Source organism: Azospirillum brasilense (assembly GCF_022023855.1).
Lineage (GTDB): Bacteria > Pseudomonadota > Alphaproteobacteria > Azospirillales > Azospirillaceae > Azospirillum > Azospirillum brasilense_F.
In genome coordinates this window covers 77,986-93,755 of sequence record NZ_CP059454.1, presented here as the reverse complement: position 1 = coordinate 93,755, position 15,770 = coordinate 77,986, and the positions used below count along the sequence as shown (strand labels likewise).

At 69.2% G+C, this 15,770-nt stretch carries 11 protein-coding genes; 4 read left to right on the top strand and 7 right to left on the bottom strand.

The features are described 5' to 3' along the window. Complete coding sequence (locus H1Q64_RS33045) at positions 1 to 1,080, bottom strand: glycosyltransferase family 61 protein (RefSeq protein WP_237908194.1); 1,080 nt, start codon at positions 1,078 to 1,080, stop codon at positions 1 to 3. 86 nt (positions 1,081 to 1,166) lie between these two features. Continuing rightward, positions 1,167 to 2,534: a mannose-1-phosphate guanylyltransferase/mannose-6-phosphate isomerase gene (locus H1Q64_RS33040; RefSeq protein WP_419468880.1), complete on the bottom strand. Its 1,368-nt coding sequence runs from the start codon at positions 2,532 to 2,534 to the stop codon at positions 1,167 to 1,169. A gap of 318 nt (positions 2,535 to 2,852) precedes the next feature. Here H1Q64_RS33040 and H1Q64_RS33035 point away from each other — a divergent pair, with 318 nt between their 5' ends. From H1Q64_RS33035 to H1Q64_RS33025, 3 genes are read left to right on the top strand one after another with little or no spacing between them, the layout of a single operon-like run. After that, the gene (locus H1Q64_RS33035; protein WP_237908303.1) at positions 2,853 to 3,884 is read left to right on the top strand and encodes a glycosyltransferase family 2 protein; all 1,032 of its coding nucleotides are present in this window, start codon (positions 2,853 to 2,855) and stop codon (positions 3,882 to 3,884) included. A 35-nt stretch (positions 3,885 to 3,919) separates the two neighbouring features. Further along, positions 3,920 to 6,763, top strand: coding sequence for a glycosyltransferase family 4 protein (locus tag H1Q64_RS33030; protein ID WP_237908302.1), 2,844 nt, complete (start codon positions 3,920 to 3,922; stop codon positions 6,761 to 6,763). 8 nt (positions 6,764 to 6,771) lie between these two features. Beyond that, positions 6,772 to 7,887 (top strand): glycosyltransferase family 4 protein, encoded by a 1,116-nt coding sequence (locus H1Q64_RS33025; RefSeq protein WP_237908301.1) that lies wholly within the window; start codon positions 6,772 to 6,774, stop codon positions 7,885 to 7,887. 36 nt (positions 7,888 to 7,923) lie between these two features. On the opposite strand, the gene H1Q64_RS33020 is transcribed toward H1Q64_RS33025, so the two are convergent. From H1Q64_RS33020 to H1Q64_RS33000, 5 genes are all read right to left on the bottom strand, one after another. Further along, a complete protein-coding gene (locus H1Q64_RS33020) occupies positions 7,924 to 8,793 on the bottom strand; it encodes a glycosyltransferase family 2 protein (RefSeq protein WP_237908300.1) in 870 nt (289 codons plus the stop codon). A 138-nt stretch (positions 8,794 to 8,931) separates the two neighbouring features. Continuing rightward, entirely contained in the window at positions 8,932 to 9,978 is a 1,047-nt protein-coding gene (locus H1Q64_RS33015; RefSeq protein ID WP_237908299.1) for a rhamnan synthesis F family protein, read from the bottom strand. Positions 9,979 to 10,006: 28 nt separating this feature from the next. Beyond that, positions 10,007 to 11,782: a class I SAM-dependent methyltransferase gene (locus H1Q64_RS33010; protein ID WP_237908298.1), complete on the bottom strand. Its 1,776-nt coding sequence runs from the start codon at positions 11,780 to 11,782 to the stop codon at positions 10,007 to 10,009. A 148-nt stretch (positions 11,783 to 11,930) separates the two neighbouring features. After that, positions 11,931 to 13,028: a hypothetical protein gene (locus H1Q64_RS33005; RefSeq protein ID WP_237908297.1), complete on the bottom strand. Its 1,098-nt coding sequence runs from the start codon at positions 13,026 to 13,028 to the stop codon at positions 11,931 to 11,933. Between the two features lie 92 nt (positions 13,029 to 13,120). After that, complete coding sequence (locus H1Q64_RS33000) at positions 13,121 to 14,566, bottom strand: DUF2142 domain-containing protein (RefSeq protein WP_237908296.1); 1,446 nt, start codon at positions 14,564 to 14,566, stop codon at positions 13,121 to 13,123. 123 nt (positions 14,567 to 14,689) lie between these two features. Here H1Q64_RS33000 and H1Q64_RS32995 point away from each other — a divergent pair, with 123 nt between their 5' ends. After that, positions 14,690 to 15,664, top strand: a complete 975-nt coding sequence (locus tag H1Q64_RS32995) for a glycosyltransferase family 2 protein (protein ID WP_237908295.1) — start codon at positions 14,690 to 14,692, stop codon at positions 15,662 to 15,664. Positions 15,665 to 15,770: the final 106 nt, after the last annotated feature.

The following is a 15,770-nucleotide window of genomic DNA, read 5'->3' as shown; positions in this document are numbered from 1 at the left end:
TCAGCCGGCGAAGGCACGCTCCCGGTCTTGCAGGGACAGGATCAGGTCGGTGTCCCAGGGCATGACCCCCCGGACCGGGCCGCTCTGCGCGCAGCGGATCTCGGTGTAGTCGAGACCGCGCAGGGTCGCGATGAACCAGAAGAATGTGTCAGGCATACCCGCCGGCGTCAGATTGACGACGCGCGCGCCGGGCGGTGCGAAGACGATGTTGGTCATCGCCGCCCCCATCACTCCGACGATCCGCGACGCTCCCTTGAACAAAGCCACCTGCTCCGGCAGCGAAAGCGCATCCGGCTCAACCAGACGGTAGCCATGCGACAGGGCGAGGCCGATCAGGTCATCCTCATCGACGATCCGGCGGATCCCCGTCGTCCGGCGGGAGACGAACAGCCGGTCTGCACCGCCCGGAGTCACGCTTCGGGCCACGGCTTCCGCGGCGTCGAGGACCAACGGCGACATGAAGCCGCCGTGCTCGCTCAGCCCGTCCACCAGCAGAAGATCGGCGAAGCGCAGGGGCGTGTCGTCGGCGACCAGGGTCCGGGCAAGGTCGATGCCCAGCATGGACAGCGAAAAGGCCATGCTGTCGTTGAGGTGGCCCGGCGCAAGCCCAACGAGGAAGCGGACACCGAGATCCGGCAGATGGGTGTGGACGAGATGAGCCTTGGGCAGCATCTCCATCATCCAATGGCCGTAATTGCCGATTCCACGCTTCTTGCACAGAAGGATGGGGCCAGCCGTGTCCGGTTCGGCAGCCCGTCCGCCCTGCCCGATCGCCGCCAGAACGGCCGCGTGGGCCTGGTCGATCTCCGCCTCGGAATGCTGGGTGATGGTTTCGCGGTAGAGATCGCCCTTCTGGTCGAAGACCAGCCCCTCCCTGGCAACCCACACGTCCTTGAGGCGCGCGACACGCACTGCGCGCTCCGGGAAGCGCGGGGTGTTCCATGCCCATTCCATGGCTTGCAGGATGGATTGGGGAATCAGCTCGCTGTTGACGACACGGGGGTAACCGGCATCGAAACCGGGCGACGCGAGCGTGAGAATGACCGAGTCATCGGGCAGGCTGATCGGTGTCGGTCGCATCCGGGCAGAATTCCATCGGGAGTCTGGCCGCTCCCGTCCCGGGGTGCCCGCCACCGTGGGCGGAGCACCCCAGCCGAACGGTGCGGTTACGAGCGGCCGTAATGGTCGTCGAAGCGGACGATGTCGTCCTCGCCCAGATAGGAGCCGGACTGCACCTCGATCAGGTTGAGCGGCACCTTGCCCGGGTTTTCCAGCCGATGCGGGGTGCCCAGCGGAATGTAGACGGACTCGTTCTCGCGCAGCAGGATCTGCTCGTCCCCGCGGGTCACGAGCGCGGTCCCATTGACCACGACCCAATGCTCGGCGCGATGATAGTGCTTCTGGAGCGACAGGCGGGCGCCGGGCGCCACCGTCAGCCGCTTCACCTGGAAGCGGTCGCCGGCGTGCAGCGACTGGTAGAAGCCCCAGGGGCGGTGCACCCGGCGATGCAGGAGCGGCTCGCTGCGGCCCTGCTTCTTCAGATGCTCCACCAGCGGCTTGATGTCCTGCGCCCGGTCTTTCGCGGCGACCAGGATGGCGTCCTCGGTGGCGACCACCACCGTGTCCTCCATGCCGAGCAAGGCGATGAGGGCGCCGTCCTCACTGCGGGCGTAGCAGTTGAGGCTGTCCCAGGCGATGGCGTCGCCGTGGCAGACGTTGCCGCCCTGGTCCTTCTCACCGATGTCCCACAGCGCCGACCAGGCGCCGACGTCGGTCCAGCCGATGCTGCACGGCACCACGGCGGCGGCCTCCGTGCGCTCCATCACTGCGTAGTCGATGGAGATGTTGGGAGAAGCGGCGAAAGCCTCCTCGTCGAGGCGGAAGAAATCAAGGTCGGACCGGCCCTGGGCGAGCGCCTTCCGGCAGGCGTCCAGGACCGCGGGTTCCCAGCGCTCCAGCTCGGCCAGATATTGGCGCACGGGCAGCAGGAACATGCCGCTGTTCCAGAAGAAGCTCTTTTCCGCCAGATAGCGCTCAGCCTGCTCGCGTGGAGGCTTCTCGACAAAGGCGGCGACCCGGAAGGCGCCGTCATGGCCACCCACCGCATCGCCGCGGCGGATGTAGCCATAGCCGGTTTCCGGAGCGGTCGGCACGATACCGAAGGTGGTCAGATGGCCGGCGGCGGCGGCGGCGGACGCCGTGGCCACGGCCTGGAGGAACGCGCCCTCGTCCTTGATCGCGTGGTCGGCCGGCAGCAGCAGGAGCTGTCCGTCGGGGTCATCCTCCGCGATGAGCAGCGCCGCCACGGCGGCGGCGGCGGCGGTGTTGCGCCCCACCGGCTCCAGAACGATCCGCGCTTTGCCGCATCCGGCATGCCGCATCTGTTCGGCGATGACGAAGCGGTGTTCCTGGTTGCAGACGATCAGGGGAGCGGCGAACAGCGCTGCATCGGACACCCGCTGCGCGGTATCCTGGAGCATCGAGCGTTCCGAGCAGAGCGGCAGGAACTGCTTGGGATACTGTTCCCGAGACATCGGCCAAAGCCGGACCCCGGCGCCGCCGGAAAGGATGACGGGATGAATGCGCGTGTTCTGCAAGGAAATCGTCATGGCAGCCGGAACTTGCACTATCGGAAAGGAAACCGGTTCCCTGTGTAGAGGTTTTGGGACAGACATGCTACAGCGAAATCCGATGCTTCGGAGCTTCCCGCCACACGATTCCCGTAGTGGCTTGATGCACTCCATCGCCTATTGATGGCCCGCAGCCTTCTGGTCTGTTTCCTTATGCCCGCGGTTTCAAGACTGTAACATCCGTAAGCCAGAGCTTCTTACGAGAAAGTGACGATCATAGGCATGCCTGAACACCGATCCTCCGAGCAAGGCGCGACAGCTCTGAAGCCATCCGCGGCAGAGCGGGAGGATGCCGCGGCGCCCGCCTTCACGATCATCACGCCCTGCCTGAACCGCGCCGGTCTCGTGGCGGAGGCGGTGGAGAGCGTTCTGGCCCAGGACGGGATGGCGGTCGAGCACATCGTGGTGGACGGCGGGTCTACCGACGGGACGCTGGATGTGCTGGCGCGCTATCCGCACCTGCGCGTCCTGACCGGACCGGACCGGGGCGTCTATGACGCCATCAACCGCGGGCTGGCCGTTGCCCGCGGCTCGGTCATCGGGCATCTCAACAGCGACGACCTCCTGCTTCCCGGGGCACTGACCGCCATTGCCCGCGCCCTGGCCATGGCGCCGGACGCCGATGCAGCCTGTGGCGGCGCCACGGTCGTCGAAGGCGGCTCCGGCATCGATGGGGCCGGAGGGCCGCGGGAGACCTGCGGCTACGACGATCCGGCGATGAAGGGGCTGCGCCCCTTCGACCTGTGCCGCGGCGTGCCGATGATCAACGCCCGCTTCTTCCGACGCAGCCTGTACGAGCGGGTCGGCGTCTACGATCCGTCCTATCGCTACGCCGGGGACCGGGAGTTTCTGATCCGCGCCTGGACCGCCGGCATGAAGACCGTTCCGGTGGCGGAGCGGGTCTATCTCTACCGCCAGCACGCCGGCTCGATGACCATCGTCGGCGGCATGCGGCACATGGTCCCATGGCTCGACGAACACCTGCGGCTCGCCCGCCGGGTGATGAACGATCCGGCCAGTTCACCGGCGCTGTGCCGCGAAGCACGGGACTGGCATGCCTTCGAACTGGGCCGGGCCGCCACCCGCGCCCTGGCCACGGGCGGCGCTGGGCAGGCCACCCGGCTGGCCGTCGGCGGCATCGCCACGGACCCCGTCTGGCCGGCCCGCTTCGCGCTTCAGGCGAGCGGCTATTGCCTTCGCCACTATTGCCTTCGTCGCCATGAACGGGCAAAGGAACGCCCCGGTACACCCTGACACCCTTCGCGTCTTTCCAGCCGAGTTCCTTGTCCATGTCCTTATCCCAGTCCCAGTCCGCGCCCGACTTCGCCGATTTTGTCGAACGGCTTGCGAGCACCGAGCCGGTCGCCCGAATTCTGGCGGTCGGTTCGGGGCCGGGGCGGGACTCCCTGCGGCGCGGGCTGGAAGGCAACCCGCTGCGCCCGTCCCTGACGGAGGCCGGAATCGGGGACGGTCCCGCCCTTGCGCTTCCCAACGCGCACGAGATCGGCGAAACGTGGCTGCGCTTCCGCAACGACGCCGACCTGCCGCCGCTTGCCGGCCTGCTCGCCGAACTCGAAGAGGACCTGAAGCGCCACCCCGCCGCCCCTCCCGAGACCGGCGCACGGCGGGCACGCGGCGGGTTCGGCCTGGTGCTGGTCGAAGACGCCGGCTTCACCGGGCTGCGCGCGCTGGATCGGGCTGACGACACCGCCACCGTCGTGATCCGGGCTTCCTCCAAGACCGGAAGCGGCTGGCTGATGCGCCGCCGCCTGCGCGACGAGCCCGGCTGGGAGACGATCGCGGAGGGCGAGGACTGGGTCGCCTTCCGGCGGCGCCCCCTGGAGTCCGGGTCCGACCTGCCGATCCATTTCTTCACCATCGTCCTGAACGGCGAGCCCTTCATCCGCTACCACGAGGCGGTCTTCGCCTCGCTGCCCTTGCGGTGGCACTGGCACATCGTGGAGGGCGTGGCCTCGCTGTCCCACGATACCGGCTGGAGTCTGGCGTCCGGCGGACGGGTGCTGGACAGCGTGCACGACCGGGGCCGCAGCAACGACGGCACCTCCGCCTATCTGGACGATCTGGCGGCCCGTCACCCGGACCGCATCACCATCCACCGCAAGCCCCTGGATTCCTTCTGGGACGGCAAGCGCGAGATGGTCAACGCTCCCCTGCCCCACATCCGCGAGGCCGGGCTGCTCTGGCAGGTGGACGCCGACGAGTTGTGGACGGCGGAGCAGATCCGCACCGTCCACGCCATGTTCCAGGCCAACCTGAAGCGCACCGCCGCCTTCTATTGGTGCGACTATTTCGTCGGGCCGGAGCGGATCGTCAGCACGCGCCACAACTACGCCCAGAACCCGCAACAGGAATGGCTGCGCACCTGGCGCTTCGAGCCCGGCATGACCTGGGCGGCCCACGAGCCGCCGACCCTTGTCGGCGCCGACGGCAAGGACGGTGCCCAGATCGACCCCTTCACCCAGGACGAGATGGAGGAGGCCGGCGTCGTCTTCCAGCATTTCGCCTACGCGACCGAGGCGCAGGCCGCCTTCAAGGAAAGCTATTACGGCTACAAGGACGCCCGTGCCCACTGGCGCCGCCTTCAGAAGGAGGTGACGGGGTCGGCGCTGCTGCGCGACTATCTGCCCTGGGTGAGCGACGAGACGCTGGCCGACACAGCCGCCGCCCGTGGCGTGGTGCCCATCGCCGTGCCGGATGAGGCGGCGGGGAGCGGGGCCTGGCGCTTCCTCGATCCCGCGGAGGTCGCCGAACGGCGCAAGGCCCTGGCGCCGACGCGGCCGAAGATCCTGGTGGATGGGGTGTTCTACCAGCATCTCGGCTCCGGCATCGCGCGGGTCTGGACGGCGGTGCTGCAGGCCTGGGCGGCATCCGGCTTCGCCGAACATGTCGTCCTGCTCGACCGCGCCGGCACCGCGCCGCGGATTCCCGGCGTGCACACCCGGACTATCCGTGCCCATAACAAGGCTTCCCCGGGCGCCGACAGCCTCCATCTGGAGAGGGTCTGCCGGGAGGAGGGGGCGGATCTCTTCGTCTCCACCTACTACACGGCGCCGACCGCCACGCCCTCGGTCTTCATGGGCTACGACATGATCCCGGAGGCGCTGGGCTTCCCACTCGCCGACGAGACCTGGCGGGAGAAGCACCGGGCGATTCTGCACGCCTCGGCCCACATCATGATCTCGCGGAACTCTGCCCGCGACCTGGAACGGCTGTTTCCCTCGGTCCCGGCTGGCAGCACGGCGGTGGCCTATTGCGGCGTCGGAGACGCTTTCCGCGCGGCGGACGCGGCGGAGGTGGACGGCTTCCGCAAGGCGCACGGGCTGACCGGCCCCTATGTGCTGATGGTGGGCGAGCGATCCGGCTACCAGGGCTACAAGAACGGCCTTCTGCTGTTCCGTGCGCTCGGGCTGGGCGATCCGGCGACCCGCGACCTGACGGTCGTGTGCGTGGGCGGCGGCAAGGAGGTGGAGCCGATGTTCCGCGCCCTGGCCCCCGACACCCGGACGCTGCGCCTGTCGCTGACCGACGAGGAACTGCGGCTGGCCTACGCCGGAGCGGAGGCCCTCGCCTACCCCTCGCGCTACGAAGGCTTCGGCATGCCGGTGGTCGAGGCGATGGCCTGCGGCTGCCCGGTCGTCACCTGCGCCAACTCCTCGCTGATCGAGGTGGCCGGCGACGCCGCGCTGTTCGTGGGCGAGGATGACGCCGCCGGCATGGTGGCGGCCCTTGCCGCCGCCCGCGACCCGGAACGCCGCGCCGAACTGGTCCGCCGCGGTCTGGCGCAGGCCGCCCGCTTCACCTTCGGCGCCATGGCCGAGGCGATGGCCGCCCATCTGCTGGACAGCGCGGCGAAGCTGAAGGACGGGCGCCTCGCCCCGCCGGCGCCGGTGTGGCAGGAACTGCGGGCGACGCAGGCCGCGGGCATGGCCGCCGGCACCGGCGACGAGGACGACGAGTCACCCTGGGTCCTGCGCCGCCGCCTGCAGCGCAGTGAACAGCATCTGCACACGGTCCGGAACGAGCTGAGCAGTATGCAGAACAGCCCCTTCTGGCGCCTGCGCGCGGTCACGCTGGGCATCCTGGTGCGACTCGGCGTGAACTGGCGGCGCTGAGCCGCGGCATGCGTGTCCTCTTCGACGACCATATCTTTTCCATCCAGCGTCACGGCGGAGTGTCCCGCTGCTTTGCCGAGGTCGTCACGGAAATGCGCGCCCGTCCCGGCGTGCAGGTGGTCCTGCCCTTCCGGCAGGTCATCAACAGCCACCTGATGGACCAGCCGGGCCTGGACGTCCGGGGCTTCTTGGGGGGCGGGCATTTTCCCGGCAAGCGCAGCCTGCTGCGCGCCCACAACCGCAGGCTCGTCCGCCGGGCGCTCGGCCATGGAGCCTTCGACGTCTTCCACCAGACCTTCTACGATGCCGGCCTGATCGATCTCCTGCACGGGCGGCCCATGGTGGTGACGGTGCACGACATGGCGCCGGAACTGATGCCGGAGATCTTCCCGAAGCCGGAGGAGATCCACCCCGGCAAGCGGGCGCTCTGCGCCGCCGCCGCCGCCATCGTCGCGGTGTCGGCGCACACCAAGGCCGATCTGGTCCGGCTCTACGGAATCGACCCGGCGCGGGTGGAGGTGGTGCATCACGGCCTGTCGCGCGACGCCGTGTGGGTGCCGGGACGCCGTGCGGGGATCGCGCTGCCGGACCGCTACCTGTTGATCGTGGGGCGCCGCGACGGCTACAAGAACTTCGCGGGCGTGGCGCGGCGTCTGGCCGCCCTGCTGGCGCGCCGACCCGACCTGCATCTGGTCTGCGTCGGCGGTGGTCATCTCCAGGACGAGGAGCGCCAGCCCTTCCTGGAGGCCGGCTGCGCCACCCGCCTGCACCAGCGCACGCTGCCGGCCAACGACCTCGCCTACGCCTACGCGCACGCAGCCGCCTTCGTCTTCCCATCGCTGTACGAAGGATTCGGGCTGCCGATTTTGGAAAGCTTCGCCAATGGCTGCCCGGCGGTGTTGAGCGACCGGAGTTGCTTCCCCGAGATCGCCGGCGATGCCGCCGTCTACTTCGACCCCGCCACGCCCGAGAGCCTGACCGAGGCCCTGGAACGGGTGCTCGACGACAGCCCTCTGCGGCACCGGCTGATCGCCGACGGCCGCCGCCGCGTCCGCGACTTCACTTGGCCGGCGGCGACCGACCGGCTGCTGGCCCTCTACCGCCGCCTGCCTGCCCGCCACTAATCCATTCACCGCCCGCCGCCGAAGACGGGCGCGCCGTCAGAAAGCCCTGACCGCGCAACGGGCCAGGAAGCGCGCGGTGCGCGTCGGGGACCAGGAGAAAGCGCGGCCGATGTGGCTGAGCGCCTTCGCATGGGCGTCCTCATGCACCGCGGCGACCGCCTGTTCGATGGCGAGGCTGGCGCGGAAGCGCCGCAGCCCGTCCGGACCGGCGACACGCAGCACGCGGTCGGTGTGCTGCCGGTCGAGGCGGTCGATGGCGATGGCGACCGGACCGGACCGTGCGGGCCGTCCCACATGCACGACCGCCCCCAGCACCGGCAGGCAATCGAAGGCGAAGCGTTCCATGCAGCGCAGGAGCCAGTCCCAGTCCTCAAGCCGGGGCAGCGTCTCGTCGAGCGGCCCAACGGCGACGAAACAATCGCGCCGCACCATCAGGGTGGAGCCAGGCGAGACGTAGCAGCCATCCAGAAGAGTCTCGAACCATGTCCCTTCCGGCTTCGGCCATCGCTTGGTGCAGCGTCCGGTCTCCTCACGGTGCAGAAGGAAGCCGGTGCACAAGGCCTGCGGCGCGTCCGGTCCGCTTTCCAAGGCATCGATCTGGGCGCGGAGTTTTCCCGGAAGCCATTCGTCGTCGGAATCGAGAAAGGCGATGTAGCGGCCGCGCGCCGCCGCCACCCCCGTGTTGCGGGCCGCTGCCGCCCCGCGGTTGATCGCGTGCCGGATCGGACGGATACGCGCATCGCCGAAGGATTGGGGAATGTCCGCACTTCCGTCGGTGGAGCCGTCGTCCACGACGATCAGTTCCCAGGAAGTGACGTCCTGCACCTGCACGCTCTCAATGGCACGGCGCAGCGTATGAGCCCGGTTGAAAGCCGGTATGACGACGCTGACCAGTGGCTCTTCCATCGACGATCTCGTTCGCGGCACGGCAACCGTTGCGGTCCGACCATAGGGCAGCACCCTGCACGGCGGGAAGAGGCGACGCGCACCTTGCGTCGTTTTCCTTCGGACCAGCCCCCCTCCGCCTCTTGCTTGCGGATCCGGTCAGACGCTGCGGTTCTTCAGGGACAGTTCAAGATGACGAAGGATCAGCTCGGTGTCGTAGTCGCTCGACTGCTTCACCACCCGCTCCCAATAATTGAGCAGCGGAATGCGCGCCGGGTTCTTCTGCAACAGGTCGCGTTTCAAGAAGGGGAAGTCCATCTGGGCGATCAGATAGTCCCAGAAGAAATGCGTCCCGTTCAGCGGCACGCCGGCATTGATGGTCCGGAAAACCTGTTGGATGAACGTCTTTCGCACCGGGTCCATGCCATCACCGGCGATGTTGCGCTCCACCACCGCCTCGATCAGGGCGGTTGCCGCCTGACGATAGGGGAAGGCGGCGCGGCAGCGCAGGCCGGCGCGGCGCAGCGCACGGGTCAGCCCGATCTCGTACTTGCGCACGATCCAGGTCTTGGACTGCACGTAGCGCAGCCGGTCCCAGAAGGCCGTGAAGGCGGGAGAGGCGAGCGCCGCCTTGTGGAACAGCAGGAAATAGCTTTGCAGGTGGAAGGAAAACTCCCAACTGTCCGACGCGCCCCAGACGTCGGCATCCTGCGGGTCCATCCGCTCCAGCAAACCCGCCAGATGGTGCAGCGGGCCGTAGACGCTGTCGTTGGCGAGCAGCAGCATATCCAGCGCCACCCGATCCGGAACGGCGGCGATGCCCTCCTTGTAAGCACCGAAGTCGTATCCGACGTTGTCGCGGCGGAGGATCAGCGCACAGATGTCCCGCAGCGGCTCGACCTGGGATTCGGCCAGACGCGGGGAATTGCTGGAGAAGACGATGGCGAAGCCCAGCGCGTGGAGCTGGCGCAGATAATGCCACACGAAATCGTGGACGATGCCCTGCCGGTCGTAATGCACGAACACCACCACACGGCGCGCCCCGGCGAGCGGCACCCGCCCGTCCCAGCGCTCCCGCACGTAGCTGTCCTTGCGGAAGGTGCTGGCCGCGTAGGACACATAGCCCGCCATGATCTTGCATTGCACGATCGCCCAGGCGACCAGGAAACGCAGGCGGAAGGGAAGACGGATCAGGGTGCTCAGCATGGGGGCGTTTCCGTCCTCGGACGCGTGGTCAGACCGGCAGGCGCTGGGTGCGGACCAGAAGCTCCGTCCGCGCCCGCAGGTCGAGCGGCACGGACGGCAGGCCAGCCTCGGGCTTCAGCAGGCCGCGCAGGGCCTCGCCCGCCTCATCCTTCCTTCCGACGTTGACCAGAGCCTGCCCCTGGTGGAACAGCGACGGCCACAGCAGGGCCTGGACGATCGGCGCGGTGGCGCGGTCGGGCAGGTCCAGGCAGGCCCGGTGGGCGCGCCCGAACAAGGCCGCGGCGCTCCGCGGGGCCTTGCGGTGGTTCAGCGTCAGGATACCGAGCGCGAAGGCGGTGGAGGCCAGAACGGCGCCGCTTTCCGGCAGGGCGGCTTCCACCGCCGCGGCCAGCCGGTCCGCCGCCTTGTACTGGCCGAGATTGACCAGATCCACGAAGATCTTGCGCTGCGCGTCCTCCAGGATGTCGCCGGGAATGCGCTCGCGCAGCAGCGGGCTTTCGAGAGTGCCGAGCGCGGCGGCGCCGTCCGCCGCCCGGTCCGGGGCGTCCCAGGCCAGCACATGCGGGATGTTGGCGCGGGCGCGCCAGGACAGCTCCTCCGTCTCGCCGTCGTCAGCGCCGATGACGTGCAGGGCCGCGCGCATCCGCTCCCCGGCGAGCGCCGACGCCTCGAACCATAGGGCGGCCAGATCGCGGCGCCCGTCGAGCTGCCAAGCCAGCATCCCGTGGAAATAGAGGATGCCGCACAGATTGAAGGGCGCCGTCGCGTGGTAGGGCTCGACCCCCTGCGGCACCGGGGCGGCCTTCAAATGGGCCAGCAGGGCGGCGGGATCGGACAGGTCGAGATGGTCCCAGCGCAGGCGCAGCGCCTCCGCGACCTGATCGGCCGCACCGCGGGCTGCCGCGTAGTCGCCGGCGTGGGTCAGCTCCTTCAGCAGGCGGTAGCGGTAGCCCAGGCCGAGCGGCGACGCCGCGTCCAGCGTCGGGATGCGCGTTTCCAGATAGGAGCGGTAGAGGCGGCGGTCATAGGGCCGGTCGAAATCGACCGACAGCGTCCCCGGCGAGGCGGCAGCCAGCAGCGAATGGCCCTGGTCGACCACGCGCACATCGGCGAAGCCGGCCCGGCGCAGGATCGTCTCCATCCCCTCCTTGCTGAACAGCACGAAATGATAGCCGGGGCTGAGCAGCGACAGCAGCGTGCCAGGCCGGGTGCCGGCGTGGATCGCCCCGGCGCTCGGCGTGGTCAGCATCAGAGTGCCGCCAGGGGTCAGCACGCCGCGCAGCAGCGCCAGCAGGCTGATCGGGTCGAAGACATGCTCGATGACCTCGGAGCAGAAGACGAGGTCATGGGGTTCCCCGGCGTCCTCCGGCTTCTCCAGATAGCTGTGCGCGATGTCCACGCCCAGCGTCTCGCGGCCCTCCTGGGCGCTGAAGCCGGGGTCGAAGCCGCGGACCTGCCAGCCGAACACCGTGCGCGCGTAGTCGAGCAGAAGCCCGTAGCCGCAGCCCAGTTCCAGATAGCGTTTCACCTGCGACGGCTCGACCGAGGACAGCACGCGGGCCATGCTGTCGATTCCGGCGTTCTGTTCCAGGTAGCAGGCGACCAGCGGGTCGAACACGGCCTCGTAGGGCGGCTGGGTCAGAGTCGGGTAGGCGGCGGTGCCGCAGGCACTGCACACCACCAGCGACTGGACCGGGTTCGGCGGCCAGGGCGAACGGACCTTCAGACGTACCGGCTTGGCCGCCCCGTCGCCGCAGGCCGGACAGACCGCCGGCATCGTCTCGCCGCCGTCTTCCCACGACACGGAATCCCAAGAGATCGTATCCATCAGTCCCCTGCCCTCGAAAAACGGTGCCTCGACATGCGGTCTCCGCCCGCAACGCTGCGGGATGACCTAAGGGAAACACTCGGCAAAGCGCAATGCCTTTGATGCCGCGCCCTTGATGCCGAGTTCAGCCGCGCTGCGGATAATGCTTGGCGCGGCTTTCCGACGTGTCGCGGTCGGTCGGCCAGGACACCGCGCCGTCCGGCAGGTCCCGCACCTTGCGCGCCAGCACGAAGGCGCCGCCGAAGGAGGACACCAACGGCATCAGCGCCTGCGCCGGCTGGCGCTGGTCCGGATAGATGCGCACACGGCTGCTCAGCCCCGCGGCGATCACCTCGAACCCCATCGCCGGTCCGAACAGCACCTTCAGCCCTTCGTCGCTGAAGCGCCAGAAATCGTTCGGCTCCTCGTGCAGGGGCCAGGACTGATGCGTCAGGTGATAGGTCAGGCCGCCCACCTCCAAGGCCCGGTTCACGCCGTAGGCGAACAGCCAGGGCTGGGCCAGATGCTCCATCACCGACAGTGAGAAGACCGCCCCGGCGGCCCCCTTCCCGATCAGCTCGTGGATATAATGGGCATCGCCGACCACATCGACGTTGGGAGCGGCGTGGATATCCATGCCGATGTAGCGTTCCGCCCCGGCGAAGGCGGCGCGCAGCGGGCTCATCTGCGAACTGACCACGCGGGCGCCGACCTCGGCGACGACCAGCTTGCGCTCGTTCACCGCGCGCTGGAAATCCTCGAACGCCCGCTCCGCCGCGCCGTGCTCCGGCTTGGGGTCCTGCCAGACGCTGCCGTCGGTCAGGCAGTAGGGCTTGCGGCTGGCCTCCGGAGAACGGGGAAGCTCCACCGTCTCGACGAAACGGTCGTCGGCAGTGACGACCTCGAAGGTCACCGGCGTCCCGGCCCGCCAGGGAAGGTACAGCTTGAAGCCGCTCTCCGCGCTGTTGGGAAACTCCGCGTAATGGGGCAGCACGTCCGGGCGGGGCGCAAAGCTGACGATCTCATAGGCATCGTCCCCCGCGACCACGCGCAAGGTGAGGATCCTGCGCTCATAGGCGTGGATCCAGCCTTCCAGATAGGCGCCGTCGCGGTCGCACCAGAAGACCTCGATGGCATAGACAAAGGGCTTGCGCTGCGGTGGCGGCGCGGACAGGCCGCTCCTCGTCAGGGCGGCGCGGAGAGTCCTGGCGGCGAGGCGGAGGGCGGAAGGGCGCTGTTCCATGCGACTGTCCTGGAAGGCTCCGCAGGCGGCACCGCCACCGGCGCGGGAAGGAGAAACGGGCCGCAACAGATAGGCGTTGCGCGCGACTGCTGTCAATTCACGCCGGCTACCGGAACCCACAGCCTGTTCCAGGCCGCCAGCACGTCCAGCAGAACCGCGCCGTTCAGCGTCATGAAAAGGGCGAACAGCCCGAGCCGCAGCCCGTGGCGCAGGCGCGCCGGGGTCCAGGGACCCGCCGCCGCTGCGAGCGCCAGGACGACCAGAACCTGCGCCGGCAGGAAGTAGCGGCCCTGAAGTCCCAGCACCATGTCCGACCCGACCGGGGTGAAGCCGACCCAGAAGGCTGCCATGACGAGCAGCACATAGGCCGGGGCCGGCAGCAGATAGCCCACCCCGATCACCGGATCGCGGCGGCGGGCGCCATCGCACAGGGCCAGGACCGGCAGGACCCACAAGGCCGCCAGGATCAGCCGGTCGTCGGCGTAGCCGCTCCAGGGCGGCGGGTGGCCGCCGTAGCGCCCGTAGCTGTCGCGCCACCACATGATCGCCCAGTCCCACGTGGTGGCGCCGAAGATCCGCAGCGTCTCCAGCGGGTCGGCGCGCATGGCCGCGATCTGCGCTGCCGGGTCGGCGGCGGTGCCCCAATAGGGGCCGGGGACGAAGGGATAGGCCATGTTCCACGACAGCGCGATGCCCAACGCGAGCCCGAGGCACAACGCGGGCAACGCGATCCGCCACCGCGTCCCGCCCGCCACCGCGCCCGGCAGATAGAACACCGCGGCGGCGAAGGGCGCCATGGTCAGCTTGAGGAAACCGAGCGCCGCCGACAGGGCCAGAAGCCCCGCCACCTCCCAAGCCCCAAGCGGTGCGCCGCGGGCGCGGAACCGCCAGACCAGAGCCAGCAGCAGGGCGGGAATCGTCAGGTTCAGGGGATCGGCGCTGAGCGAACAGGCGCTCTGCAGGGCGAAGGGCGACAGGGCGAGCGCCGTGAAGACCAGCCGGCCGCCGGGCAACGCCCACAGGACCGCCAGCACCATCAGCCCGTAGGCCACGGCGTTGCCGATCCGCCCCGCGTGCATCTGGTCGAGCGGACCCAGCCCCCAGGCGCGCGCGGCGGCGGTGAAGGCCGCCTGCGGCAGGTAGGCGAGCGGCGCGAAGCTGGCCGAGCTGGGAAAGGGCACCACCTCGTCCCGCGGCGGCAGGGTGGCGAGATGGTCGGACAGCGCGCGGGCCTGCGCGGCGTCGACCGGGGCGTGCTTCTGGATCAGCTCGATGTAATGGAGCATGTGGAGGTAGCTGGCCCGATCGATCGGCCCGCCCCAGGAGTTGGGGCCGAGCTCCTCCGCCAGGAAGTGCCCTTGGGCGATCTGCAGCACCCGCTGCCAGTGGAACGGCTCGTCCAGCCCGGCGTAGGGCGGGGTCTTCACCAGAAGCTGCGCGCTGAACAGCACGTAGAAGAGCGCCGCGGCGGCGTAGAGAAGTGCGGCGGCCAGCGATGGACCGGAGCGGGTCGGCTCATGCCGGGAGATCGTGCGCATGCGGCCGGGCATCCTCTCTTTTTTCTTCCTTCATGCCGGACAGGCGTTGCCCAGGATGGGGGGAGCGCGGTAACAGACCACATTCCCCTGGCGGCTGGAACGCCGAATCGCCCCCCACCGGCCATGATCCCAAGCGTCCGCATCATCACCGTGAACTGGAATGCCGAGGACCTGCTGCGCGCCTGCGCCGCCTCGGTGCCGTTGGCATTGACCGGCGCCGCCCCACTGGAAGGCATGACGCTGGAAGCCATGGTGGTGGTGGACAACGCCTCCACCGACGGGTCGGCGGATGGGCTGGAGACCGGCGCCCTGGTTGCAGGTGGCGGGCCGCTGACCGTCCTGCGCAACCCGGAAAACCGCGGCTTCGCCGCCGCCTGCAACCAGGGCGCCGCCGGCTCCCAGGCCGACTGGCTGCTGTTCCTGAACCCGGACACCCGGCTGTCGGACCGGTCTCTCGCCCCGGCGCTCGCCTTCCTGGCGGAGCCGGCGCAAGCGCGCACCGGGATCCTCGGCATCCGGCTTGTGGACGAAGCGGGACGGACCCAGCGGTCCTGTGCGCGGGCACCGACGCCGGGCCGCATCCTCGCCCAGGCGATGGGGCTGGACCGGCTGGCGCCCAGCCTGTTCCCGCCGCATTTCATGACGGAGTGGGACCATTTGGACAGCCGCCCCGTCGATCAGGTGATGGGCGCCTTCCTGCTGATCCGCCGTTCCCTGTTCGAAGGACTGGGCGGCTTCGATGAGCGCTTCTTCGTCTATTTCGACGACGTGGATTTGTGCCTGCGCGCCCGCCGCGCCGGCTGGGAGGTGGTGCATTTCGCCGGGGCGGAAGCCTACCACCGCGGCGGCGGCACCACCGAGCAAGTGCGCGACCGACGGCTGTTCTACGCCCTGCGCAGCCGGATGCAGTTCGCCGCCAAGCATTTTTCCGCCCCCGCCGCCGCCTTGGTGGCGGCGGCGACCCTGATGGTGGAGCCGCTGACCCGGCTGGCCCACGCGCTCGCCGCCCGCTCCCCGGCGGACGCCCGCGCGGTGCTGCGCGGCAGCGTCCTTCTGTGGCGGTCCCTGCTGGGCTTTCCAACACGGCGGGCTGAGTAGGCCGGCCGGCTTACATCGGCTGGACCGCCCCATCCCGCCGGCGGAGCCCAAACGGCCCGTTGATAAAGTGCATACACTTCACAAGGCGAAGCCGCGCAACCGGAGA